This is a genomic window from Lacrimispora amygdalina (assembly GCF_900205965.1).
Taxonomy (GTDB): Bacteria; Bacillota; Clostridia; order Lachnospirales; family Lachnospiraceae; genus Lacrimispora; species Lacrimispora amygdalina_A.
Genome location: NZ_OAOF01000017.1, coordinates 86,826 through 111,001 on the forward strand (window position 1 = coordinate 86,826; position 24,176 = coordinate 111,001).

A 24,176-nucleotide genomic window follows, 5' to 3' on the forward strand; every position below is an offset into this window, starting at 1 on the left:
CGAATAAACAGGGGCAAAGCCGTTATTTAAGCTTTGCCCCTGTTTATTATTCCAGTGTTACGTTCACCTGATATTCTTTTTTGCCTTCCTGGAATGGGATTTCATTTCCCTCAATGGCAGTTCCATCTACCAGGAATGAGGATATTTTATTTCCGGATTTACCGTTTCTCACAACGTGAATGTGATAGGTGGCCCCCCGGAACTTACGGATTGCAGAAAATTTTCCGATTGAGTCCGGAAGACATGGATTTACAATTAACCCATGAAAGCCGGGACGTATTCCAAGAATGTACTGGGAGATACAGACAAAGGTCCAGGCTGCCGTACCAGTCAGCCAGCTGTTCTTTGCTTCTCCAAAGTTCACAGCATCCTTTCCGGCAATCATCTGGGAGTAGCAGTAAGGTTCCGTTTTGTGGATCTCGCTGATTTCCTCCGTATAAGACGGAGCAGTTTTTTTGTATACTTCAAATGCACGGTTGCCTCTGCCGATCATAGTTTCTGCTATGGAGATCCATGGATTATTGTGACAGAAAATACCTGCATTTTCTTTATAGCCCGGCGGATAGGAGGAGATTTCACCTAACTCCTTGTGGTAAGTCTGGTATGCAGGCTGGAGCAGAACGATTCCATAAGTGGTATCAAGTTTTTCCTTTACACTGTCCAGAGCTTTTTTTGCAAGACCTTCTTCGATTCCAATACCGCCCATAACACAAAAACCCTGGGGTTCAATAAAGATCTGACCTTCCCTGCATTCTTTTGAGCCTACTTTATTGCCGAAAGCGTCATAGGCCCGAAGGAACCAATCTCCATCCCAGCCAGATTTAAGGACAGCCTGATAAACCTCTTCTACTGAGGCTTCCGCTTCAGCGGCTTCTTTTTCCAGTCCGGTCAAACGACAGATTTGTGCGTATTCTTTTCCATATTTTACATACATTCCTGCGATCATCAGAGATTCTGCAACAGGTCCCTCGGATGGACCGGTCGTCTGAAAGGATTCCCCTGGCTCCATGGAAAAGCAGTTTAAATTCAGGCAGTCATTCCAGTCGGCACGTCCGATAAGAGGCAGACCGTGAGGGCCCAGGTGGGATTTTGTAAATCCGAATGAGCGCCTTAGATGTTCCATTAAGGTCTGGCTTTTGCCGGAATCGTTATCAAACGGGACATTTTCTTTTAAGATGTCCCAGTCACCGGTTTCCCGTATGTATGCACTCACTCCTGCAATCAGCCAGAGAGGGTCATCATTGAAACCGCTTCCGATGTCCATATTGCCTCTTTTGGTAAGAGGCTGATATTGGTGATAGGCACTTCCGTCTTCAAACTGGGTAGAAGCAATATCGATGATACGCTCTCTTGCCCGTTCCGGTATCATGTGGACAAAACCAAGTAAATCCTGGCAGGAATCTCTAAATCCCATACCCCGTCCTGTTCCAGACTCGTAGTAGGATGCGGAACGGGACATATTAAAGGTTACCATACACTGATACTGGTTCCAGATATTCACCATACGTGCTGTTTTCTCTTCTTCCAGGGAAACGCTGTAGGTGGAAAGGAGATCGGTCCAGTATAGTTTCAGCTTTTCAAGAGCAGCCTCAATATCCGAAGCGGTACGGTATTTTTCCAGCACAGCATGGGAGGGAGCCTTGTTGATGACATTAGGAGCACTCCATTTTGACTCCAGAGCGTTCTCTGCATATCCAAGAATAAAGATAAAGGTTTTCTCCTCGCCGGGTTCTAAATGCAGCGTGATCCGGTGAGAGCCGATGGGCGACCAGCCGCTTGCCATGGAATTACCGGAAGAATTCTTTTCTACCATAGCCGGCTTCTGATTGGAGCCGTATACGCCTACAAACGTATTCCTGTCTGTATCAAAACCCTGAATATCTGCATTGACGGAATAGTAGGCATAGTGATTTCTTCTTTCCCTGTATTCCGTTTTATGATAGATTACGGAACCTTCGACCTCAACTTCACCGGTGTTGAAATTCCGCTGATAGTTAGTCATATCATCCATAGCATTCCAGAGGCAGAATTCCACGTAGGAATACAACGTGAAATCTTTGGAAGTGCTGCTTTCATTCTTTAACGTTACCATATTAATTTCACAGGAATCTCCTAACGGTACAAAGGCTGTTACCTTTGCACATAAGTCATTTTTCCTGCCGGTGAAACGGGTCACTCCAAGTCCGTGGCGGCATTCGTAAAAATCTAACGGAGTCTTAGAGGGCTGCCAGCCTGGATTCCAGACGGTCCCGTTTTCATTAATATAGTAGTAGTGTCCGTTGCTGTCCAGAGGAACATTATTATAACGGTACCTTGTCAGCCGGAGCATCTTGGCATCTTTGTAAAAGCTGTAACCCCCTCCGGTGTTGGAAACCAGCGAAAAGAAATTTTCGCTGCCCAGATAATTAATCCATGGCAGAGGAGTATCTGGGGCAGTAATTACATATTCTTTGTCCTGGTCATTAAAATATCCATATTTCATAGTTGAATAACTCCTTCCTGTTGGATGACCCAAATCCCTAAAAACGACATTTTTCGAAAACGATTAAGAAAGATAATAGGGAGTTATACGGTCATAATAGCGCGGGTTGAGAAAAAATACAAGAGTAAATTTTGAAATAATAAAAAATAAAAACAGATCTCCAATTAATATATGTAAATATGCACAAAAACATAAAACAAAATCTATATAAACTAGACAAAAAAGAAAATTAATGTTGATTTTTAATTAAGAAAGGGGTATAGTGAAGGTACGAAAACGATTAAGTTAAAAGGATGAGACATATGATTTCTATGAAAGAACTGGCACAGCACTGCGGGGTATCTATTGCCACAGTGAGTAAGGCGCTTAATGATCAGAATGACATCGGGGAGAGCACTAAACTGAGGGTTAAGCAGGCAGCCGAGAAGCTGGGATATTATCCCAATGCTGCAGCAAGATCCTTAAAAACGAATAGAAGCTACAACATAGGGGTTCTATTTGTGGATGAGGCAAACAGCGGCCTGACCCATGAATACTTTGCCGCAGTTCTGGAAGGGTTTAAGGTTGAAGCGGAAAAGCAGGGATACGATATAACATTTATTAACGGGCAGATCGGGAAGAAGAAAGTTTCCTATTATGATCACTGCAAATATCGGAATGTCGATGGAGTGGTGATTGCCTGTGTCCAATTTGATAACCCTGAAGTGATCGATCTTTTAAACGGGGACATACCTGTTGTAACCATCGACCATATCAATGAAAATTGCTCTTCTGTATTATCCGATAACGTAAAGGGTATCCAGAGCCTGATGGAATATATTTATGAAAAAGGGCATAGAAAAATTGCCTACATACACGGGCAGGCGAGCAGCACCGTAACAAAGGCGAGACTTACCAGTTTTTATCGCTTTCTGGAAAGTAAAGAGCTTTCGGTACCTGATGAATATGTGCTGGAAGCTGATTATCTGGATGTCAGTCAGGCTATGACATGTACCAGTGAACTGTTAGACCAAAAGGACCCGCCAACCTGTATTATATATCCGGATGATACAGCATTAATTGGTGGTCTCAATGAAATCCGGATGAGGAATTTAAGGGTTCCTGATGATATTTCTATTGCCGGTTACGACGGCAGCAAGTTATCACAGATATTGAACCCAAGGCTTACTACCATTCGCCAGAATACAGCAGCAATTGGTATGCAGGCCGCCAAAAAATTGATAAGCACAATCGAAAAACCCAAGACGACTTTCACAGAACAGATCATTGTGGAAGGCGAACTGATTACAGGCGAATCGGTTGGTAATGCTAATATTTCATGATAGTAATATCAGAAAAGGAGAGGGAAATATGAAGAAGAAATTTGTAAGCGGTTTATTATGCGCGGTGATGGCGGCTTCATTGGTTGCCGGCTGCTCCTCAAAGAGCGCGCCAAGCGAAAGCGGAAGCAAAGCAGAGGAAACGACAACTGCAAAAGAAGCAGAAGCAACAACGCAAGCATCCAAGGATGCAGGCAGTGAAGAAGGAAAGGTCATCAATATCTATTGCTGGAATGATGAGTTTAAGGCGAGATATGAAGATTATTATGCTTCCAAACTTCCGGCGGGTTATAAGGTTAATTTTGTGACAACACCAAGCGAAAATAACGCTTACCAGAATGCTCTTGATGAAGCACTGTTAAACCAGAACGATGCCAAGGCTGATGATAAAGTCGATATGTTCCTGGTTGAAGCAGATTATATTCTGAAATATGTAAATTCCGATTACACACTAGATTTAAAGGATATTGGTATTACAGATCAGGATATGTCAAAGCAGTATGATTACACTAAAGTAATCGCACAGGATACAAATAAGGCACAAAAGGGTATTTCCTGGCAGGGCTGTCCCGGACTTTATATCTATCGCCGTTCCATTGCAAAGGATGTATTGGGAACAGATGATCCGGCAGAAGTTCAAAAGGCAATCAATGATTGGGATACCTTTGATAAAACTGCAGCAAAGATGAAAGAAAAAGGTTACTATATGCTTTCCGGTTATGACGATTCTTATCGTACATTCTCAAATAATGTATCTGCTCCATGGGTAGATGGAAAGAAAGTAGTGATCGATCCTAATCTGGATAAGTGGGTAGAGCAGACCAAGAAATATACAGACAATGGCTACAATCAGAAGACCACTCTCTGGGCAGCTGAATGGGCATCCGGACAGGGTCCTGAAGGAAAAGTATTCGGTTATTTCATGCCTGCATGGGGTGTAGACTTCGTTCTTGCTAAAAACTCTCTTGCAAAAGCAGAAGCTGACGGCGGAAAACAGGAACCAGGAAATGGCGTTTACGGTGACTGGGCAGCAACCATCGGACCAGAATCCTACAACTGGGGCGGTACCTGGCTGTGTGCAGCAAATGGAACCGACAATCCTGATATCGTGGCAGACATCATGAAAACAATCTGCTGTGACGATGCAACCATGAAGAAAATAGTAGAAGAGAAGAATGACTTCGTAAATAACAAGACAGTTATGGAAGCACTTGCAAAGAGTGATTATAAATCAGCATTCCTTGGCGGACAGAATCCTCTTCAGATGTACTGCGATGCTGCAGAAAAGATCGATATGAGCAAGATTTCACCTTACGATCAGGGTCTGAATGAAAGCTTCCAGAATGCAATGCATGATTATTTTAACGGTACAGTTGATAAAGACACAGCACTTAAGAATTTCTACACTTCTCTGCAAGAGAAATATCCGGAATTAGAAGTAAACCAGCAGTAAAATACAGGGCGGGATTTTCCCGCCCTGTATGAAAACAGGAGGCTTCATCATGGTAAGAGAAAAAAAGGCAAAAGCCAGAAAAAAAATCAGCTATTCAAAATGGGGATATATTTTTTTGATACCTTTTTTTGTTACATATTTGGTATTTTCATTTATCCCTCTTGTATCTACCTTTTATAACAGTATGTTTGAAAATTACCGTTCAGGGTTAACCCAAATAGGCCCTAATTTCGTTGGATTTGATAATTACATCGCCATTTTTCAGAGTGATCTTCTGAAATACTTAGGCAATACCATGATTCTCTGGATTATCGGCTTTATTCCCCAGATTATTATTTCCCTGATTCTGGCGGTCTGGTTTGCTGATTTTCGAATGAGGCTGAGGGGAAGTACTTTCTTCAAAACGATTATTTACCTTCCTAATGTGATTATGGCAGCATCTTTTGCCATGCTGTTTTTTGCCCTGTTTTCAGATGACGGTCCAATGAACAATCTTATTATAAGAATGGGGCTGGCTGACAGTCCAATCCGTTTTCTCACAACAGTATGGGGAACCAGGGGACTGGTCGGTTTTATGAATTTTATGATGTGGTTTGGCAATACCACCATTTTACTCATGGCCGCTATTTTAGGTGTCGATTCTGCTTTATTTGAAGCGGCAGCCATTGATGGTGCCAGGTCTCTTCAGATTTTCACGAAGATTACAATGCCAACCATTAAACCCATATTTATTTATGTACTCATTACTTCACTCATCGGCGGATTACAGATGTTTGATGTTCCTCAGGTGCTTACCAATGGAAAAGGAACACCGGACAGGGCAAGCATGACGCTGATTATGTTTTTGAATAATCATTTATACAGCAAAAACTATGGTATGGCAGGAGCATTATCTGTAATTCTGTTTATTATTACGGCAGCACTTAGCCTCGTGGTATTTTTCATTCTTACAGGTGCTGGTAAAAAGAAAGGAGGAGCAAGATAATGGGAAAAGCAATGAATCTAAAAAAGGCAGTTGCATATATCGCACTGTCACTGTTATCATTTCTATGCCTATTCTTCTTTTATTGCCTGATCATCAATGCGACCAGATCCCATCCGGAGATTTCAAAGGGATTCTCGTTTCTGCCAGGCAAATCATTTGGTCCTAACTTATATAATGTACTTCACAACGAGAATCTGCCTGTTGTCCATGGCATATTAAACAGCCTGTTTATCGCCATTGGTTCTGCTGCTTTGTCAGTATATGTATCTGCACTTACAGCATACGCAATTCACGCCTATGACTTTAAGTTCAGAAATGCAGTTTACCTTTTTATCATACTGATTATGATGATCCCGACACAGGTTACAACCCTTGGCTTTTTAAGCCTGATTGGTAAGATGGGACTGATGGACAGCTTTATCCCTCTGATTCTTCCTTCCATGGCAGCTCCTGTTGTTTTCTATTTTATGGTTTCCTATTTTGAGAGCAATCTGCCCCTGGAGATAGTGGAGTCAGCCAGAATTGATGGATCTAATGAATTTTATACCTTTAATTTCATTGTAATTCCTATCGTAAAGCCGGCTTTGGCTGTGCAGGGTATCTTTGCATTTGTAGCTTCCTGGAACAATTATTTTGTTCCCTCCCTTGTTTTAAAATCCAATGCAAAGAAAACACTTCCAATATTAATTGCCCAGCTGCGTAGCGCGGATTTTTTGAAATTTGATATGGGCCAGGTTTATATGCTGATCACAATTGCCATAGTTCCGGTAGCAATTATTTATTTATGTCTGTCAAGATTTATTATTGGCGGAGTGACGGCAGGAAGTGTGAAAGGATAAATCAGAATGGACTGGAAAAAAGATTTTATATGGGGAACGGCTACCTCTTCCTATCAGATAGAAGGGGCGGCCTATGAGGATGGAAAGGGACTGTCTGTATGGGATGTCTTTACGAGAGAGAAAGGCAGGATATATGAGGACCATACAGGAGAAGTGGCTTGCAATCATTATCATCGCATGAAAGAGGATGTTGCTCTGCTTGCAGAGCTTGGCGTAGGCGCTTACCGGTTTTCTATCTCTTGGCCAAGAATTATTCCGCATGGAACAGGTGAGGTGAATGAAAAGGGTCTTAAGTTCTATTCCGATCTTGTGGATGAACTGCTGCGGCATCAGATTACCCCATATGTAACCTTATATCATTGGGATTATCCCAATGAGCTGGAGATGCAGGGCGGTTGGTTAAATCCCAGCAGTCCTGAGTGGTTTGCATCGTATACAGAGGTTGTGGCGAATGCATTTGGGGACAGAGTAAAGAATTATTTCACTTTTAATGAGCCCCAGATATTTACCTGGCTGGGATATGATGATTGCACCCATGCTCCAGGAATCAAATATCCGGTGGGCAGAATTCTTGCCATGAGCCGCAATATTGCACTGGCTCATGGAATGTCGGTGATAAAATTGCGGGAACTGGTACCGGACTGCCGGGTAGGATATGCACCTACCTGCGGCAATGCGTACTGGCCGGTGGAAGAAACAGATATACTGGCAGCGAAGGCGAAGGAACTGCAGAATACATTTGGATCCGATGACTGGATTCGTTCTTCTGCATTCTGGAATGAGCTGTTTCTAAAGGGCAGGTTTCATGAGAAGTGCCGGGATCTCTTTGGCACGGATTTACCGGAACTGACGGATAAGGAGCGGCTGCTGATAGGCCAGCCCCTTGATTTTTGCGGGATGAATATCTATCAGGGCACATCCGTAAGCCTTTCAGATACCGGGGAGCTGGTTCTTGGAAAGCTTCCGGCGGGGCATGGAAAGACTGGAATGGGCTGGCCCATTACTCCAAAGGCCATGTACTGGGCGGTGAAAAATTTTTATGATACTTACCATCTGCCTTTGTATATTACGGAAAACGGCATGTCTGCCCTGGATGTCATATCATTAGACGGGAAAGTACATGATCCATGCAGAATTGATTACCTGGCACGGCATCTGTCTGAACTGAAGCGCGCAGTATCAGACGGGGCAGAGGTGGAAGGGTACTTTATATGGAGCTTTCTGGATAACTTTGAATGGGCTAAGGGCTACGACGACCGGTTTGGTATTGTATATGTAGATTATGAAACCCAGAGAAGAATACCGAAAGACAGTTTTTACTGGTATCAGCATGTAATTAAATCAGAATAATATAGAAAAAAAGCAGTTCGGATCCGGTTGGTTAGGATCTGAACTGCTTTTTCTTACCCCAGAGGAGTTGTTTTTCTGGTTACTTCATCATACTGGAATCCAACGCTGTTGTCACTGCAATCGTATAAATAAGTGGCAATATAGGTCAGTGTACTGTCTGGAAGCCGTTTGTAAGTCCGTACCGTGTAGTAGTCTTTTCCGTCGATCTTGGATATTCCGGGAGAGGCTATGAACTGGTAGGAATCCGCGCTTTCGGAAAGTTTTAGCTTTTCCTGGCCCTGGGAACGGACAGTATTCTCAGCCTGCTCAATGGTGGTTTCCGTTTTCGGCTGTTTTTGTATGTCTGAAATCACCTGTTTCTGTTGATTCCACTGATTTTTAAAATAATCATTCCATGATTCATTGCCTTTGCCTGCCGTAACAGTCACACTGTTGCCTGAGGATTCCAGCGTGATGGAAAGATAGGACTTTGAATCGTTTGATGGACCGGAAAGCTGGTAAAATTCAGCATTTTCGCTTTTGGTTTCGCTCTCCGTACTTGCAGCTGCTATGCTTTCGGCTGTAACATCAATAAAGCTCTTCTTTGTCTCCAGGTAATCCTTATAGCTTTTTAAATCTTCAGAAGCGTTGTCTAAATTCACGTATTTGTATGTATCTTTTGGTTCAACCTCTGCAGTTGCGTCGCCTTGCGCAGTTGTACTGCTTTTTACATCTGCAGCAGATTTCGCTGCACTTTCCGCAACAGGCTCCTGTTTTTCAAAGGTACGTTTGCCCACGATGGCAGTGAAAGAGGAAATATCTTCGTTCTTTGAAAAATAGTATTCTGGTGCTTCGGGCACCTTCTCCTTTGCGGGAGCCTTGTGCCTCATGGATATTAAAATAACCGCCTGTGCTGCTCCGATAATAATAATAAAAAGAGCTGCAACCAGTAATACAAGTACTCTTTTGTTCTTCGGCAGTAAACTCTTTTTCCTGGTTTCTTTCGGCTTTTTCGCTTTCCCCTTTACAGCCTTCTGGGGTTTTTGTTTGGTCTTTGTTTTTTTTATGTTTGTTTTCTTTGTAGGCATAATGGTCATCCTTATGTAATTTGGTATTGCAGTTACAAAACATTACTATTCATATATCGGATAAAGAGGATTGAAACATAAGGATTGTCTTATATTTATCACGCGGTTAGTTAATCAGCAGTTTTTTTGCGGTTCCCATGATCACCTTATCAACAAATTCCGCAACTTCTTCTTTGGGTTCCGGCATATCCGTATTCAGCCATTGTTTCAATACTCCCGTAAGTCCGTATGTAATAAACTCCAGAAAATAGTTCAGCGTCACATCCCTGGCATTGGGGTATTGCTCCTTGATAATGGCAGTACCGTTTTTTAAGATCAGAGTATGGAAGCGGTTAACAAAGTCATTGGAAGAGCTGTTTTCAAACAGGATCTTACATATCTTTTTGTTCTCTTCAATATATTGAATGATGGGAATGATAACGGGCATGAGAGAAGCCTTAATAAATGCTTCCCGATAATCATTAACCATATTTTGAAAATCCTTTAATACTTCGGATTCCATCTCCTGTAAAAGGCTGTAGGTGTCTGCATAATGAAGATAAAAGGTTCCGCGGTTTAAATCAGCCAGCTCAGTGATGTCCTTCACTGAAATATTTTTAAAATCTTTTTTTTCCATTAGTTCAAGAAGACTTTCCTTTAACAGTTTCTGGGTTTTCCGGATGCGTCGATCCTGCTTCTGCATATCCATACAGCTCCTCCCTTTGCGCACTGGCGCATGCTCTTTTTTGATTGACAATTTCTTCCAATGTGTTGAGTATTATGCCGGAAAATATTCTGTGATTATTAATAGATGTTTCGAAATAGATTGATTATTGAATGTTATATACACCAGTATTATAATATACACGTGTTGAAAAGTCAATGAAGCATCCATTAGTAGAGAGACGATTATAAATGGAGGGGGATATGAATAAAAGCAGTAGTATTTTCGACAAATTAGTTCATTTTATCGTATTTAAAGGGAAAATAATTGAAAGTCTCTTTTTTGCCGCGACTGTTATCTGTGCGGCATGCTTTCCTTTTGTAAAAGTAAACTATGATCTAAGCAAGTATCTTCCGCAGTTTGCCCAGACAAAACAGGCTCTTGATGTGATGGAAGATGAGTTCGGTTATCCTGGTATGGCGCGGATCATGGTTAAGAATGTAAGCCTGCAGGAAGCGGAGCGGATCAGAACGCAGATTTCGGATCTGGAGGGAGTGGATGTAGTGGTCGGACCTGATCTGGCAACGGATGTATACATGGGAGCTTCCTTTGCAAATGAAGGTCTGACAGATCTGGCTTCGGTTGATGTATTTTCTATGAAGGATTATTACCGGGATGGCAATGCATTGATGGATGTGATATTTGAAAAAGGAGATGATAATCCCCTTACCCGAACCGACATAGAAAAGATATATACAATAGTAGGAAAGGACCGTGGCTGCTTTGCGGGAAGTGCGGTATCCAGTAAAGAGCGTGAAGAATCCATTACCCATGAGATTACCATTGCAATTGGTATGGCGCTTGTGATTATCTGGCTGATTCTGACGCTTACCACAACATCCTGGGTGGAACCTTTTCTGTTTATATTGATTATGATCATTGCAATTATACTGAATATGGGATCGAACCTGATATTTGGGACAATATCATTTTTTACATTTTCTACGGCTGCGATTTTGCAGCTGGCAGTCTCCATGGATTATTCTATTTTTCTCTTACATACGTTTACCGCAATAAAGAATACAGGAGTAGAAATAAATAAAGCAATGGAAATGGCAGTAAAAGAATCCTGCAGTTCCATTTTGGCAAGCGGTGCAACTACAATTGTCGGATTTATAGTTATTGCATTCATGCGCTTCACCATTGGAAAGGACGTGGGGTTTGTTCTGACAAAGGGAATTATCTGCAGTCTGGCTACGGTGCTGCTTCTGATGCCAACCCTGATACTCCATTTTAATAAGAAGATAGAGAAAACAGCTCACAAACCATTGATACCCTCGTTTGACCGTTTTGCGAGACTGATGAACAGAATCAGGAAACCTGTGTTTGTAATAGCAGTTCTACTGGCAGTTCCCTGTTATTTCGGCCAGAGTATGAATGCTTTTTATTATGGTGATGATGCCATTGGTGCAGGTCCGGGAACCAGAGTCTATGAAGATACCAGAAAGATCAATGAGGTGTTTGGAAAATCCAATATGGTGATTGGAATCGTTCCCAATGGTTCGGTGGTGACGGAGAGACAGCTGACTGATGCACTGGAGGATCTGGATTTTGTTAATTATGCCATTTCCATGTCAGGAACAATTCCAAGGGGCATTCCGGAAAGTTTTCTGCCGGATAAGGTCATAAAGCAGTTAAGAAGCAGCCGGTATGCCAGATTCCTTATATCAATGAATACTGTACAGGAAAGCCAGTATGCCTTTGACAGCAGCCAGAAGCTGGAGGGGATTATACGTCAATATTATCCCGATGATGCATATGTCATTGGTATGACTCCTACTACCATAGATATCAGGGATATTCTCACAGATGATTATAATAAAGTATCTCTCCTTTCACTGGCAGGAGTTGCGCTGGTGGTATTAATAACCTTTCAGGCGGTATTGGTTCCCATACTTGTGATTATTCCCATTGAAGTTGCCATCTACTTAAATATGACTCTGCCTTATGTTATGGGAGACAGTATGGTATACATCGGTTATATCATAGTAAGCTGCCTTCAGCTGGGAGCCACCATCGATTATTCCATCTTAATGACCAATAATTATCTTGGCTTAAGGAAAACCATGAATAATACAGATTCAGCCATGGCTGCCATTTCAAAAAGTACGCTGTCTATTCTTACTTCCGGAGGCATTTTAACAGTGGTTGGATATCTTTTGTTTTTTACGTCCTCCATTCAGGCGATCTCCCAGGTGGGACGCCTGGTAGGCAGAGGGGCTGTTCTCAGTATGGTATTGGTGCTGTCTCTCTTGCCGGCGCTACTCAGTCTGTTTGACAGGCAGATACAAAAACAGCAGGAACGCTCAGCCAGGCGGAAAGAAAGACGGCTTTTAAAATACATGAAGGTAAGAGGAAAGTTAAAAGGAGGGGATGCGAATGAATAAGCATAATAGAATATTTCCCATAGGTTTGGCTGTTGTTTTTTCCATGCAGTCCGTACTGGTACCATTGGCATCGAAAGTACAGCCTCCATACGATGAAACTCTTTATGTGACAATGGATCCTTATGGAGAAATAAAAGAAAGCAGTATTGTAAAGGTCTACAAAATGAATGGAAGTGAGCCTCTTACTGATTATGGGACTTATGAAAAGGTAATTAATTTAACGGATCATTCCCAGCCGGTAATTGGAGAAGACGGTTCGGTAACGTTTCATCCGGAAGCGGGGGAAAACCGATTCTATTTTGAGGGTCAGACAAAAACAGAAAAAAAAGAACTGCCATGGAATATTACAGTCAGTTACAGATTGAACGGAGTGGAGAAAAAAGCAGATGAGCTTGCTGGAGAAAAGGGCCTGATTGAAGTGAATGTGGATCTGGTTCCCAATCAAGGAGTATCGGATTTTTTTAAAAATAACATGACTCTTATGGGCAGTACAGTTGTGGATATGGATAAAAATTTAAGTCTGGAGGCAGAGGGTGCACAGGTTCAGACCGTGGGAAATTTAAGTACGGTGGCATTTTTTGCTCTGCCTGGAGAAGAGGGACATTATTCCATCCGCATTGGAACAGATGATTTTAAATTTACAGGTGTTGTATTTGCCATGGTCCCGCTGACAGTAAGCCAGCTTGATAAAGTAAAGGATCTGCGGGAAGCAAAAGAGACGATGGAAGATTCTGCTGATGCAATCAGTGCCAGCCTGGATGTGGTACTAAATACCATGGAGCAGATGAAGAAAAGCTTAGATACCACATCCGATGGAATCAGAGGGCTTGATAAAACCAGACAAATTGTGGCAGATTCCAAAGGAAAGGTCTATCAGAATGCGGATGATGCGCTGGCTGCACTGGATGGACTGTCCCAGACATTAAGGCCGTTTTACAATCACACAGAGAATGCAAAAAATGCTCTAAATGAGCTGCGCAGCCAGACTAATCATTTAACTGAAATTTTATGCGATCTTTCCCCTGACTTAAAAGATCTTCAGGAAGGCGTCAGACAGCTCAGAGATGAACTGGAGGAGCTGCAGCGGCTGGCGAATTCACCGGAGACAGCAATGAAAGCCCAGATGTTTTTTAAGCAGCTGGATAAGACGCAGGAGCACTTAAATACACTGACACAACAGCAGAAGACCCTGGCAGAGGAACTTGCATCACTGGCGCAAATGCTTCCGCAGCTGACAGCCCTGACAGGTTCGCTCAGTACGTCTGCTCAGGGGCTGTCAGCAGAAGATCTGGAAGAACTGCTTGAGGATGTCAGTGAGGAAGGACTTACCGATGCGGATGAGATCTCCTCTTACCTGTTTAACGAAAGAGACTATTCTGTGACAGAGATCAGCACATTAACCAGTTATTTAACCTCCGCTCTGGAAACGGAAAATCTTGCATCCCCCAGTTCTGCTTCCGGTGCTGCTTCTGATGCTGCTACCCAGGCTGCAATAAAGGCAGCTGCGCCCCTTGCAAAGCTTCTTCCCCAGCTGGCAGACAGCGGTGCGGGACTAACCAGTGATATGACAAATTTTCTGGGTTTGACCAAAGTACTTCTTGGTGATCTTTATGCGGAAAAGAATCATATAAATGGTGCGGCTGATGGCGTGATAAAAGGGGCCGATTCCATCGGACACCTTTGTGATACGGCAGATGATCTGATTGGAAATGCAGAAGAGCTTAATGGAATTTTACACCGGCATCATGATGAAATGATTCATACACTGACGGATATGGGGAAAATGACAGACAGTGCCTCCCGGGGTATAGATTCCATGAATGTGTTTTTCCGATCTTTGGAGGATCAGATGAAGACAGTGGGGAACTCCTTAAACGGCAGTACGCAAAAGACACTCAACGGGCTTGCAGATACCCTTGATGTTGCTGGAAACGGACTTGACCAGACGGAAGTCCTGCGTAACGCCAAGGATACCATAAAGAAGACAATTGATGATAAGTGGGATGAATATACGACTGAGGATACAACCCTGTTAAACATTGACTTAGAAGCGAAACCGGTCTCCATGACATCTGTTAAAAACCCATCTCCAAAGAGCATTCAGATCATAGTGAGAACAGGAGAAATAAAACAGGATGAAGAAGACTCTGATTTGGCGGTGGATGAAGATTTTCACCCTGACGGCAATGCATTTCACCGCATAGGGAACATATTTAAAAGCATATTCCATTTTTTTGCTTCTATATTTAAGTAGAAAAAATCAGATAAAAATCATAGGTTTTTAAGAAATTCTACATTGTTATTTTTCAATTTCCTGCTTATAATAGTTTCAGGACGTTTAAAGGAGGAAGTTATCATGGCGATATTAGTTACCGGTGGTGCAGGATACATAGGAAGTCATACCTGTGTGGAACTGCTGAATGCAGGGTTAGAGGTAGTGGTAGTAGATAATCTTTGCAATTCAAGCAGGGAATCCATGAAACGAGTGATGGAAATCACAGGAAAAAAGCTGAATTTTTATGAGGCGGATTTACTGGACCGGGAAGCTTTAAATCAGATTTTTGAAAAGGAAACCATCGACGGTGTGATTCATTTTGCCGGCCTGAAGGCAGTGGGTGAGTCCGTGGGCATGCCGCTTGAATATTATCATAACAATATTACCGGAACTCTGGTGCTTTGTGATGTGATGAGAAAACACGGAGTGAAGAATATTGTATTCAGTTCTTCTGCGACGGTATATGGAGATCCGCAGTTTGTACCCATTACGGAAGAGTGTCCCAAGGGTGAAATCACCAATCCTTATGGAAGAACAAAGGGAATGCTGGAGCAAATTCTTACGGACTTAAATACAGCAGATTCCCAGTGGAATGTCATGCTATTACGTTATTTTAATCCGATTGGAGCCCATGAATCCGGCAGGATTGGAGAAGATCCAAAAGGAATCCCAAACAATCTTCTTCCTTATATTACACAGGTGGCGGTAGGAAAACTGGAACGCTTAGGTGTTTTCGGCAGTGACTATAATACCCCGGATGGAACCTGCGTCCGGGATTATATACATGTTGTTGATCTGGCAGTGGGGCATGTGAAAGCGTTAAATGCCATGTCAAAGAAATCTGGTGGTGTGTGGATCTATAATCTGGGAACAGGTATTGGATACAGTGTTCTTGATGTAATACATGCATTTGAAGAAGCCAATGATCTGAAAATACCTTATACCATTAAGGAACGCAGGCCTGGAGATATCCCCACATGCTATGCAGATTCGTCAAAAGCTGAGAAAGAGCTTGGATGGAAGGCAGAGCGTGGTCTGAAAGAAATGTGCCGGGATTCCTGGAAATGGCAGAGTAATAATCCGGAAGGGTTTAAAAAATAATGAAACAGTAATAGATGAGCGACAGACAGAGACGGGGATTTACGCCGTCTTTTTCTGTTATCCGTTTTCCTGTATTAAGATAATAAAAATGGCAGTCTGGGAGAACATATATTCGAAAATGCTTGAAAATAATTAAAAAGTATGCTATGATTCGATATAAGAACAAATGTTCGAGGTGATGAAATGTTAATACAGGAAGCGTTAAGTGTTCAGGAAAAATTAGAGATATTGTCGGATGCTGCCAAGTACGATGTGGCATGTACTTCGAGCGGAGTGGACCGAAAGGGGAAGGCAGGAACCATTGGCAATGCCAGCAAAGCAGGTATCTGCCATAGTTTTTCTGCAGATGGCAGATGCATCTCTCTGCTGAAGATTTTATTTACCAATCAGTGTATTTATGACTGCAAATATTGCATCAACAGATCTTCCAACGACGTTGTCCGTACTGCGTTTACTCCGGAGGAAGTCTGTGAGCTTACCATACAGTTTTACCGGCGTAACTATATCGAGGGCCTGTTTTTAAGCTCCGGTGTTTTAAACAGCGCTGATTATACCATGGACCTCATTTACCAGACTTTAAAAAAGCTGAGAGAGGAATATCATTTTCATGGATATATCCATGTGAAAGCCATTCCTGGTGCAGATCCTTTATTGATTGAAAGAACCGGTTTTCTAGCTGACCGTATGAGTATTAACTTAGAACTGCCCACTGCAGAGGGGTTAAAGAAGCTGGCTCCGGGCAAGAACCGGGACAAGATATTAAAGCCTATGAAGCAGATTCGCAATGGGATTGCCACCAATCGTTATGAGCTTATGGAATACAAGAAAACTCCTGCTTTTGTTCCTGCCGGACAAAGCACCCAGATGATTGTTGGTGCAACACCGGAGAATGATTATCAGATGATGATGGTTGCAGAGGCATTGTATAAAAATTATGATTTGAAGAGAGTATTTTATTCCGCCTTTGTACCCGTGAATCAGGACAGCAGTCTGCCGGCTCTGCCCGGCGGTCCGCCTCTTCTGAGGGAACACCGGCTTTATCAGGCAGACTGGCTGATGCGTTTTTATGGATTCCAGGCAGGAGAGCTGCTTTCAGAGGAACGCCCTAATTTTAATGTTTTTCTGGATCCGAAGTGTGACTGGGCCCTCAGGCATCTGGAACTTTTTCCGGTTGAGGTCAACCGTGCGGATTATTTTACACTTTTAAGGGTGCCCGGTATGGGGGTTAAATCAGTGAAGAGAATACTGGCAGCCAGACGGAATGGAATTCTGGATTTTGATGCTTTAAAGAAGATGGGTGTGGTGCTGAAAAGAGCTCATTACTTTATTACCTGTTCTGGTAAGATGATGTATCCGGTTAAGATAGAAGAGGATTATATAACCAGCCACCTGGTGGGAGAAGAGCGGAGAAGTGTCTGGGATATCAGTTCCACAGCGGCTTATCGCCAGCTTTCTCTGTTTGATGATACCAGCATGCTGGCACAGACTGGCTCCGGGGGGATTTTAGTATGAAAACGGTATATCTTTGTGACAGCAGTATAGAAGGAATTTTAAGCGGTGTTTATCACGCATGGTCCAGTAAAAGGGGGCACGATAATGTCATGCTCCGGCTCAGGGATGATGGTGCGACGATGGAATTGTTTTGCCAGTACGAAGAAGTTCCCGCTGATGCCCAAAAGGCTGATAAGGTGATAACGGCAATTAGAAATAAGATTTCGGAGGAAGCTTATGAAGCTGTTTATAAAGCTGCCTTAAGTAATGACAGCGGGCGGGCAGATAAGATCTATCGTTTCCTGATCCATGGCTTTCGCACCGGTGCCCGTATTGTCAGCATGCTGCAGATCCAGGCTGTATATGATGTATTTCAAATGTGCCGTTTTGTCGATAACGAGACTCATCTTCTCACTGGATTTGTACGGTTTTCAGAGATGGAAGGCGATCTGCTGGTAAGCAGAATAGGCCCTAAGAATGATGTGATTGTGCTTCTGGCACCACATTTTGCAGATCGGCTTTCAGGTGAGAACTGGGTATTATATGATACAAATAGAAATAAAGCGGTTCTTCACCCTGCGTTTCGGCCCTGGTATCTGACAGAACTTCTGTCTCCCCAGTGGGAAGATAAGATGCGAAAAACGTCGGATGAAGATGAATATGAAGACCTTTTTAAGCGTTTCAGGAAGAGCATTTCCATCAGGGAGCGTACAAATCCGGTCTGTCAGATGAACCATATGCCCCTTCGTTACAGACCATATATGCCTGAATTTTCCCAGGGATTAAGAGATGTCTGACGAGGTTTTACAATGCCCGGCATAGTTTCGCTAAAAGCAGAAAAAGTGAGAAAATAGTTGCCTTTTTCTGCTTTTTCAGTTATTATTAATTTAATCCGATTCCGGATATTCCAAATGCATTTCTGCATAATATTCCATTTTATATCCTTTATATTAGGAAAGGAGCGTTTCATTGTATAGTAAAGTACATAGTATTGGCATCATTGGTATTGAAGGTGTCCCCATTCTCGTGGAGGCTGATGTAAGCGATGGTCTGCCAGGTTTTTCCATGGTCGGTTATCTTTCTTCCCAGGTAAAAGAAGCGCAGGACAGAGTCAGGACTGCCATTAAAAATTCCGGATTTCGTATTCCTGCCAAAAAGATAACCATCAATCTTTCCCCTGCGGATATCAGGAAAGAAGGGACTGCGTTCGATCTACCTATTGCGATAGCTATCTTATCAGCCTCTGGGATGATTGCGTCTTCTGGTTTGTCCGACTGCGTGTTCTCAGGAGAACTGGGATTAGATGGTACGGTTAAACCGGTACGCGGGGCTCTCTCCATTGCTCTTGCTGCAAAAAAGGACGGTAAAACAACTTGTTATCTTCCCAGGGAAAACAGGGGAGAAGGATCTGTTACAAATGGCATAAGGATTGTGGGGCTGAATAACTTAAAAGAATTAACGGACTATCTAAATGGGGGTAAAAAATTACCAGATTTACCGACTGACCACACAGTACCGGGATCTGCAGGTAAAAGTTACGATGTGGATTTTTCAGATATTGGAGGCCAGCCGTTTCTAAGACGCGCAACAGAAGTAGCTGTCGCCGGCATGCATAATATTATGTATATTGGGCCGGCAGGCACAGGTAAGACTATGTTTGCCAGCAGAATTCCTACCATTATGCCATCTCTTTCCTGGGAAGAGATTATGGAAATTTCAAAAATATACAGCGTCTGCGGCTTGCTCTCCGGAGAAAATCCGGTTATGGATATCCGTCCATTCCGCAGCCCTCATCATACCATCACTTCTCAGGCACTTGCAGGGGGCGGACGAATCCCAAAACCTGGGGAGATCACCCTGGCGTCTGGAGGGGTTCTGTTTCTGGATGAATTTTCTGAGTTTCAAAAATCAACCATTGAGATTTTAAGACAGCCCTTGGAAGAAGGGGAAATTACCATATCAAGGACTCATGGGTCCTATATATTTCCTGCAAAGTTTCTGTTAGCTGCAGCTATGAATCCCTGTCCCTGCGGTTTTTACCCTGACAGGACAAGATGCAGATGTTCGGTAAGCCAGGTAAATAAATACCTGGGACGGATTTCAAAGCCAATTCTGGACAGAATCGATATCTGCGCCCAATCAAGTCCGGTGAGCTACGAGGAACTGCAACAAGGGGAAAAGGGGGAATCGTCTGCATCCATTCGAAACCGTATTGAACAGGCCAGGTCCATGCAGCTGAAGCGTTTTCGGGGGACCGGTATACGATTTAACAGTTTTATGAAAAAGCCGGATCTGGAAAGATTCTGCATTCTCGATAAAAAAGAGACTTCATTTCTAAAACAGATCTATGAATCCATGGGACTCAGTGTCCGTGGGTATGAAAAGATTCTTAAACTTGCAAGAACCATTGCAGATCTGGAAAGTTCTGAAAAAATCACTAAAGTTCATCTGGCTGAAGCTGCAGGCCTGCGCAGCCGGGAAGGCAGTTTTTGGGGAGGTATCTATGGATAATCTGGAAGAACGGGAATACCTGTACTGGCTTTCCCACATTCCTTTTCTTGGAGCAGTTAAGATAAAAAAGTTATATGATTACATGGGAAGTTACAGGAAGATATATAATATAGAAAGAAAGCAACTGGAAAACTGCGGACTGCTGAAAGAAAATGAGATTTTATTTTTGGAGCAACAAAGGAAACATATGGATTCCAGCCGCAGACAGCTGGAGCAGCTGAAAAAAAATGGAATCCGGTTTATTGCTCATTTTGATCCTGATTATCCCAAACGTCTTCTGTCCGTTTATGGATATCCTACGGCATTGTTTGTTAAGGGGAAGCTGCCTGGTGAGGATAAACCGGCAGCTGCCATAATCGGAGCCAGAAACTGCACCAATTACGGGCGTCAGATGGCCGTATATCTGGCCAGGGAGCTGGCGGCTGCAGGTGTGGCAATCATCAGCGGACTGGCTAACGGAATTGACGGAGCGGGACATGAGGGGGCTCTGGAAGCGGGACATGAGACGTATGGAGTGTTGGGGTGCGGAATAAACATTTGTTACCCGAAAGAAAATTATGGATTATACAGACGTATGGTTCAATGTGGAGGTATTATAACAGAGTTTATGCCTGACGAACCTCCCAAACCCCAAAATTTCCCCATGAGAAACCGGATTATAAGCGGTATGTCTGATGTTATTCTGGTGATTGAGGCACGGGAGAAAAGCGGATCTTTAATTACTGCAAATCTTGGACTGGAACAGGGAAAAGAAATTTTTGCTCTTCCCGGGAGGGTATCAGACCCCCTCAGCGCAGGCTGTAATTGCCTGATTTCAGAAGGTGCAGGCGTTTTACTGACTCCTGAAACCGTGCTGCAATATTTCAATTTGCAGAGTGGGAAAATATTAAGAGTTGATGAAAAAAATAAGAACGGGCTTGCCAAAAAAGAAAAAATGGTGTATAGTTGCCTAGATTTACAACCAAAAAATCTGGAAGAGATTGTAAGTTGCAGTGGATTGTCTGTAAGCGAGTGTATGAGTGTTCTTTTGGAATTAGAATTAAAGGGCGGCATTGTGCAGACATCTCATCAATATTATGGTAAGAAACAATAGGCGAGGAGTTTGGTATGGCTAACTGTTTAGTAATTGTGGAGTCACCCGCAAAAGTAAAAACTATAAAAAAGTTCCTGGGGGCGAACTATGAAGTGGATGCCTCCAACGGACATGTAAGGGATCTGCCCAAGAGTCAGATGGGAATCGATGTGGAACATGATTTTGATCCAAAATATATAACGATCAGAGGAAAAGGAGATATTCTTGCAAAGCTGAGAAAAGAAGTGAAAAAAGCGGATAAGATCTATCTCGCAACTGACCCTGACCGTGAAGGAGAAGCGATTTCCTGGCATTTAATGAAGGCTTTGAAATTAGATGAGGTGTCAGAAAAACAGGTATATCGGATCAGTTTCAATGAAATCACCAAGAATGCTGTGAAGACTTCTTTGAAAACCCCCAGAGACATTGACATGAATCTGGTGGATGCCCAGCAGGCCAGAAGAGTTCTGGACCGTATGGTTGGATACATGATCAGCCCCCTTCTTTGGGCAAAGGTGAAAAGAGGTTTAAGTGCAGGGCGTGTTCAGTCTGTGGCTCTGCGTCTGATCTGCGACCGGGAAGAGGATATTAATGCATTTATACCGGAAGAATACTGGAATCTGGACGCTGCCCTCAAGCAGGAAGGAAGCAAAAAGACACTGACTGCCAAGTTCTATGGTGACAGTAACGGCAGAATTGCAATTCATAATAAGAAAGAACTGGATAGTATTCTTACCGGACTTCAAGATAAAGAATACCGGGTGGAAGATGTGAAGACAGGAGAACGGGTCAAGAAAGCTCCGATTCCATTTACCACCAGTACACTTCAGCAGGAAGCGTCTAAGGTACTTAATTTTTCAACACAGAAGACGATGCGTTTGGCGCAGCAGTTATATGAAGGTGTGGAGGTAGCCGGTCATGGCACGGTAGGTCTCATCACTTATTTAAGAACCGATTCTACCAGAATTGCAGAAGAGGCGGATGTTGCAGCAAGAGAGTTTATAGAAAAACAGTACGGCAGCCGCTATCTGGCAAACGGAGAGCAGAGTAAAAAAAGCAATGTTAAAATACAGGATGCCCACGAGGCAATCCGTCCTACTGATATTGCACTGACGCCGGTGATCGTAAAAGAGTCTCTGCAGAGAGATTTATTCCGTCTCTATCAGCTGATCTGGAAGAGATTTGCAGCCAGCAGAATGCAGCCGGCCGTATATGAGACTACTTCTGTAAAGGTAAAAGCGGGAGACTATCTGTTTACTCTTTCCGCATCAAAGCTGCAGTTTGATGGTTTTATGTCTGTCTATGTGCAGGAGGAAGAGAAGGAAGATAATAATATACTTCTCGGTAATCTGGAAAAAGGCAGTATACTTAAATTAGAGAAGCTGGAAAACAGTCAGCATTTTACCCAGCCTCCGGCTCATTTTACGGAAGCATCTCTGGTAAAAGCAATGGAAGAACAGGGAATTGGACGGCCAAGTACTTATGCTCCTACAATAACAACAATTATTGCCAGACGTTATGTGGCAAAAGAAAATAAAAACCTGTATGTGACAGAACTTGGAGAGGTAGTCAACAGTATGATGAAACAAAGCTTCTCCAGCATTGTAGACGTGACATTTACTGCCAATCTGGAATATCTTCTGGATAAAGTGGGAGACGGCACCGTGCAATGGAAGACGGTTGTGAAAAATTTCTATCCTGATTTGAAGGAAGCGGTTGATAAAGCACTTGTTGAGCTTGAATCTGTTACCATAGCTGATGAAGTGACAGAAGAAATCTGTGAGCTGTGCGGTCGCAATATGGTTATCAAATATGGACCCCACGGTAAATTCCTTGCATGTCCTGGCTTTCCGGAATGCAAGAATACGAAACCTTATCTGGAAAAGACAGGAGTGCCCTGTCCGAAGTGCGGTAAGGATGTCGTGATTAAAAAGACAAAAAAGGGCAGAATTTATTATGGCTGCGAAGCTAATCCTGAATGTGATTTTATGTCATGGCAAAAGCCTTCCACCCAGAAATGTACGAAATGTGGTTCTTATATGGTTGAAAAGGGCAATAAGTTGCTGTGTTCCAACGAACAGTGCGGATACAGTACCGATAAATAGCAAATAGAAATATTATTAAGAAATTCGAAAATCTTCAAAAAACTATTGTTATTTGAAAATAATAGTGATAATATTTAATTATTAAAAGCGTTTTTCGAATTTTCACATTAATTATAAAGGAGGTTTTCGGCAATGAGCGTACAGTTGTTGGACAAAACTAGAAAAATTAACAAATTATTGCATAACAATAATTCGCATAAGGTCGTATTTAACGATATTTGTGAAGTGCTTACCGAGATCCTGAATTCCAATATTCTTGTTATCAGCAAGAAGGGTAAGGTGCTTGGCGTAGGTCTTACGCCTGACATTGTAGAGATTCAGGAACTGATTGCAGATCAGGTAGGCGGTTATGTGGATACCATGCTGAATGAACGACTGCTCAGTATTCTCTCTACAAAAGAGAATGTAAACTTGGAAACGCTTGGTTTTACAAGTGATAACATCAGAAAATATCAGGCCATCATCACACCGATTGACATAGCAGGGGAGAGACTTGGAACACTGTTTATCTATAAATCGGATGACCAGTATGATATTGACGATATCATTTTAAGCGAATATGGCACAACTGTTGTAGGACTTGAAATGATGAGATCCGTAAACGAGGAGAATGCAGAAGAAACAAGAAAGGTTCAGATTGTGAAGTCAGCCATCAGCACCTTATCGTTTTCCGAACTGGAAGCCATCACACATATCTTCGAGGAACTGGATGGAAATGAAGGTATTCTTGTGGCAAGCAAAATAGCAGACCGCGTTGGAATTACCCGCTCAGTAATTGTCAATGCACTGAGGAAGTTTGAAAGTGCCGGCGTGATTGAATCCAGATCGTCCGGTATGAAAGGTACCTATATCAAGGTTTTAAATGATGTGGTGTTTGACGAACTGAAATCCATAAAAGCAGGCAATACCAAGATGATTCCGGAACGCCGCGATATATAAGCTTTATTATGCATAAAAAAGCTAAAAAAAGGTAATCAGCGATGATTACCTTTTTTGCGCATTCCAGACAGAGATCTCCCGTTTTGGACATGAGTTA

General features: G+C 42.7%; 17 protein-coding genes. 14 read left to right on the plus strand and 3 right to left on the minus strand.

Going from position 1 to position 24,176, the window contains the following annotated elements; all coding sequences use genetic code 11:
* Positions 1-46 precede the first annotated feature (46 nt).
* Positions 47-2,482, minus strand: a complete 2,436-nt coding sequence (locus tag CRO04_RS19785) for a GH36-type glycosyl hydrolase domain-containing protein (RefSeq protein ID WP_097005967.1) — start codon at positions 2,480-2,482, stop codon at positions 47-49.
* A gap of 302 nt (positions 2,483-2,784) precedes the next feature.
* Here CRO04_RS19785 and CRO04_RS19790 point away from each other — a divergent pair, with 302 nt between their 5' ends.
* The 5 genes from CRO04_RS19790 to CRO04_RS19810 are packed head-to-tail and all read left to right on the plus strand — an operon-like array spanning position 2,785 to position 8,428.
* Positions 2,785-3,804, plus strand: coding sequence for a LacI family DNA-binding transcriptional regulator (locus CRO04_RS19790; RefSeq protein ID WP_097005968.1), 1,020 nt, complete (start codon positions 2,785-2,787; stop codon positions 3,802-3,804).
* Between the two features lie 28 nt (positions 3,805-3,832).
* A complete protein-coding gene (locus CRO04_RS19795) occupies positions 3,833-5,254 on the plus strand; it encodes an ABC transporter substrate-binding protein (RefSeq protein WP_097005969.1) in 1,422 nt (473 codons plus the stop codon).
* A 49-nt stretch (positions 5,255-5,303) separates the two neighbouring features.
* Positions 5,304-6,239, plus strand: coding sequence for a carbohydrate ABC transporter permease (locus CRO04_RS19800; protein ID WP_097005970.1), 936 nt, complete (start codon positions 5,304-5,306; stop codon positions 6,237-6,239).
* On the plus strand, positions 6,239-7,078 hold the full coding sequence (locus CRO04_RS19805) for a carbohydrate ABC transporter permease (RefSeq protein ID WP_097005971.1): 840 nt from the start codon (positions 6,239-6,241) through the stop codon (positions 7,076-7,078). Before CRO04_RS19800 ends, CRO04_RS19805 begins: the two co-directional genes overlap by 1 nt.
* 6 nt (positions 7,079-7,084) lie before the next feature.
* Positions 7,085-8,428 (plus strand): GH1 family beta-glucosidase, encoded by a 1,344-nt coding sequence (locus CRO04_RS19810; RefSeq protein WP_097005972.1) that lies wholly within the window; start codon positions 7,085-7,087, stop codon positions 8,426-8,428.
* A 53-nt stretch (positions 8,429-8,481) separates the two neighbouring features.
* Here CRO04_RS19810 and CRO04_RS19815 read toward each other — a convergent pair whose 3' ends face one another.
* Entirely contained in the window at positions 8,482-9,495 is a 1,014-nt protein-coding gene (locus CRO04_RS19815; protein WP_097005973.1) for a hypothetical protein, read from the minus strand.
* Positions 9,496-9,601: 106 nt separating this feature from the next.
* Positions 9,602-10,183, minus strand: a complete 582-nt coding sequence (locus tag CRO04_RS19820) for a TetR/AcrR family transcriptional regulator (RefSeq protein WP_097005974.1) — start codon at positions 10,181-10,183, stop codon at positions 9,602-9,604.
* Positions 10,184-10,401: 218 nt separating this feature from the next.
* Between CRO04_RS19820 and CRO04_RS19825 the strand changes: the two genes are divergently transcribed.
* The 9 genes from CRO04_RS19825 (at position 10,402) to codY (ending at position 24,079) form a co-directional block, all read left to right on the plus strand.
* Positions 10,402-12,585, plus strand: coding sequence for an efflux RND transporter permease subunit (locus CRO04_RS19825; RefSeq protein ID WP_097005975.1), 2,184 nt, complete (start codon positions 10,402-10,404; stop codon positions 12,583-12,585).
* Complete coding sequence (locus CRO04_RS19830; protein WP_097005976.1) at positions 12,578-14,839, plus strand: hypothetical protein; 2,262 nt, start codon at positions 12,578-12,580, stop codon at positions 14,837-14,839. The genes CRO04_RS19825 and CRO04_RS19830 overlap by 8 nt, the downstream gene beginning before the upstream one ends.
* Positions 14,840-14,941: 102 nt before the next feature.
* The gene (gene galE, locus CRO04_RS19835; protein ID WP_097005977.1) at positions 14,942-15,961 is read left to right on the plus strand and encodes a UDP-glucose 4-epimerase GalE; all 1,020 of its coding nucleotides are present in this window, start codon (positions 14,942-14,944) and stop codon (positions 15,959-15,961) included.
* Positions 15,962-16,144: 183 nt separating this feature from the next.
* Positions 16,145-17,473, plus strand: coding sequence for a putative DNA modification/repair radical SAM protein (locus tag CRO04_RS19840; protein ID WP_097005978.1), 1,329 nt, complete (start codon positions 16,145-16,147; stop codon positions 17,471-17,473).
* Positions 17,470-18,249: a TIGR03915 family putative DNA repair protein gene (locus CRO04_RS19845; RefSeq protein WP_097005979.1), complete on the plus strand. Its 780-nt coding sequence runs from the start codon at positions 17,470-17,472 to the stop codon at positions 18,247-18,249. The genes CRO04_RS19840 and CRO04_RS19845 overlap by 4 nt, the downstream gene beginning before the upstream one ends.
* 172 nt (positions 18,250-18,421) lie before the next feature.
* A complete protein-coding gene (locus CRO04_RS19850; protein ID WP_097005980.1) occupies positions 18,422-19,963 on the plus strand; it encodes a YifB family Mg chelatase-like AAA ATPase in 1,542 nt (513 codons plus the stop codon).
* Positions 19,956-21,056: a DNA-processing protein DprA gene (dprA, locus tag CRO04_RS19855; RefSeq protein ID WP_097005981.1), complete on the plus strand. Its 1,101-nt coding sequence runs from the start codon at positions 19,956-19,958 to the stop codon at positions 21,054-21,056. The genes CRO04_RS19850 and dprA overlap by 8 nt, the downstream gene beginning before the upstream one ends.
* Positions 21,057-21,070: 14 nt before the next feature.
* Entirely contained in the window at positions 21,071-23,140 is a 2,070-nt protein-coding gene (topA, locus tag CRO04_RS19860) for a type I DNA topoisomerase (RefSeq protein WP_097005982.1), read from the plus strand.
* Positions 23,141-23,272: 132 nt separating this feature from the next.
* On the plus strand, positions 23,273-24,079 hold the full coding sequence (codY, locus tag CRO04_RS19865; protein WP_097005983.1) for a GTP-sensing pleiotropic transcriptional regulator CodY: 807 nt from the start codon (positions 23,273-23,275) through the stop codon (positions 24,077-24,079).
* The last annotated feature ends 97 nt before the right edge of the window (positions 24,080-24,176 follow it).